General features: G+C 62.5%; 2 protein-coding genes. Both read left to right on the forward strand.

Annotated elements, in window-relative coordinates; all coding sequences use genetic code 11:
• Nucleotides 1–323 precede the first annotated feature (323 nt).
• Nucleotides 324–1,565 carry a transporter substrate-binding domain-containing protein gene (locus tag ACMO6A_RS00160; RefSeq protein ID WP_009608320.1) on the forward strand — a complete coding sequence of 414 codons (1,242 nt, stop codon included), beginning with the start codon at nt 324–326 and terminating at the stop codon, nt 1,563–1,565.
• Nucleotides 1,508–2,608: ATP-binding protein (locus ACMO6A_RS00165; protein ID WP_418470616.1), on the forward strand; the 1,101-nt coding region annotated here is incomplete at its 3' end. The genes ACMO6A_RS00160 and ACMO6A_RS00165, both read left to right, overlap by 58 nt.

Raw genomic sequence — 2,608 nt, forward strand, 5'->3', positions numbered from 1 at the left:
GAGACGGAGCGCCATGTCGTCCTCGTCCACGGAACCGAAGGCGGCCGCGAGCGGCAGGCACGCCAGGAGGCCGACCAGGGTCAGGCAGGCGGCTGCGCGGAGATGGCGGCGTCGGGCGTTCATCGGCTGCTCCTCGGGTGCGTGCGGAGGGTTCGTCTGCGTAACAGTATACGCGCTGGAGAGCGTCGCATGGGAAGCGGCTTAAAACGGTTTTATCGGTTCTCGCGGGCCTCCGTTCATGTCGGATCGTAGGTTTTCGGCAAGACCGTGGTATCCTAGCTGATCGTGAGGCGTTCTCGCGGGTGTCGAAGGAGGGATGGGCTGTGGGAAAGAAAGCGGCGCGTTGCGTCTGCTCGGCGATGGCCGCATTGCTGATGGCAACAACCGTCTTCGTCGTTCCCGCGGCGGCCGATGTCGGCGGTTCGCGGGATGCATCCGAGGACGTTCGAGTGGTGCGCGTGGCGTTCCCCGAGGTCGAAGGCATCAGCGTGACCGATGCCGACGGCGTGCGCTCCGGCATCCTCTACGATTGGCTCGCGGAGGTTTCCAAGTACACCGGATGGACCTATGAGTTCGTGGACGGCGATGTCCAAAGTCTCATGAAACGGACGTCTGCGGGAGAGATCGACCTCATGGGCGGCATGTACTATCGGGAGCAGCTCGTCGATTCGTTCCAGTATTCGAACTTCGCCATCGGTGCGAACCACGCCCTGCTCATCAGCCTCGAAGAGAACGACGATGTCGTCGTCTTCGACTCTCGCACGCTCAACGGCAAGACCATCGGCGTGTTCGAGAACGCTACCGAGAAGATTCGCCGTCTCGAAAACTACCTCGATTTCAACGATATCCACTGCATCGTCCTGCCGCTCGACTACGATGCCTACTCGAAATGCCTGGACGACGGCACCGCCGACGTGGTGCTGGGCGGCGACGTGGACGTCACCGAAGGCCGCAGGGTCGCCGCCGAGTTCGACGGCGAACCGTACTACATAGCCATGCCGTTCGGAAGCGATCTGAAGGACGATCTGGATGCAGCGATGACGTCGATCTACACGGCGAATGCCGAGTTCGCGAACGAGCTCGATGCAAAGCACCTGCCGTCCCGCCGCCAATGCGCCATCAAGTTCTCCGAAGCCGACCGTGCGTTCATCGACAATGCAGGCGAGATCAGCGTGGCCGTCATGCAGGGCCGCTACCCGCTGTACTACGAGCGCGACGGACTGTACCAGGGCATCGTGAAGGATGTGCTCGACCTGGTCACCGAGCGCACGGGGCTCGCGTTTCGCCTCGTGCATGCCAGTACGTACCAAGATGCCGTCGACCTGGTTAAATCGGGGGAAGTGGACATGATGGGCGGCTTCTTGGACGACGGCTACGCGGCGGACGGCCAACAGCTCGCCATCACCGAGAGCTTCGCGTCGCTCAACGAGGTGGTGTTCCGCAACAAGCTGGCTTCCTCCGGGAAACGGTCTTCGCCCAGATCGAAGGGCGTGATGGCACCGACGGCGTGGAGGCTTCCGAGGTCGTGCACTACCGTACCTACGAAGACTGCCTCGAAGCGGTGAACTCCGGACGCGCCGACGCCACCAGCATGCCCGTCGCGTTTGCGGAAGGCCTGTTCATCGACCACTCGTTCAGCAACATCACGCCGGCAACCTCCGAGCATCATGAGGCGGGCCTTTCGTTCGCCCTCGCCAAGCCCGTGGACACGGAGCTGTACTCGATCATGAGCAAGGCGGTGAACAGCTTCTCGCAGGACGAGCTGGACACCATCGCGTCGCACAATAGCATGCCCTCGTTCGGCAAGCAGCGCACCATTCAAGCGCTCGTCTCCGAGAACCCCTTGCTCGTCGTGGCGTTGAGCCTCGTGCTGTGCCTGTTCGTGGGCGCTATAGTCATCGTGGTGTCGGTGGCGAAGGTGCGCAACCGCATGATGGAGATGAAGCTGGAGAAGGTGGAGGAGATGGGTCGAGCGAAGACCGACTTCCTCTCGCGCATGTCCCATGAGATCCGAACGCCGATGAACGCCATCATCGGGCTTTCGAGCGTGGCGTCGCTGTCGGGAGAAGCCACGCCGTCCATTCGCTCGAGTCTCGAGAAGATCAACATGTCGGCCCAGTTCCTGCTGTCGCTCGTGAACGACATCCTCGATATGTCGAAGATCGAGAACGACAAGATGCGCATAGAGACGGCGCCGCTCCGCCTGCGTTCGCTGGCCGAGCGTCTGCAGAGCATGTTCTTTCTCCAGGCCGAGGACAAGGGAGTCCTGTTCGAGACCCGCTGCGATGCCGACGACGTCGTGGTGGGCGACGACGTGCGGCTGCAGCAGGTGCTGGCGAACCTCTTGTCCAACGCGCTCAAGTTCACCGATCCGGGGGACGCCATCCGGCTGAGCGTGGTCGTGCTCATGCGCGACGAGGGAAGCGCGCGTGTGCGCTTCAGCGTGGAAGATACCGGCGCGGGCATCCGCGAGGAGGATCTCGAGCGCATTTTCGTGTCGTTCGAGCAGGCGTCCGAGAATCGCCGCAACGCGCAGGGGACGGGTCTCGGCCTGGCTATCAGCAGCAACCTCGTACGACTCATGGGAGGAAGGCTGGACGTGCAGAGC

This window comes from Eggerthella sp. (assembly GCF_048329335.1).
Taxonomy (GTDB): domain Bacteria; phylum Actinomycetota; class Coriobacteriia; order Coriobacteriales; family Eggerthellaceae; genus Eggerthella; species Eggerthella lenta.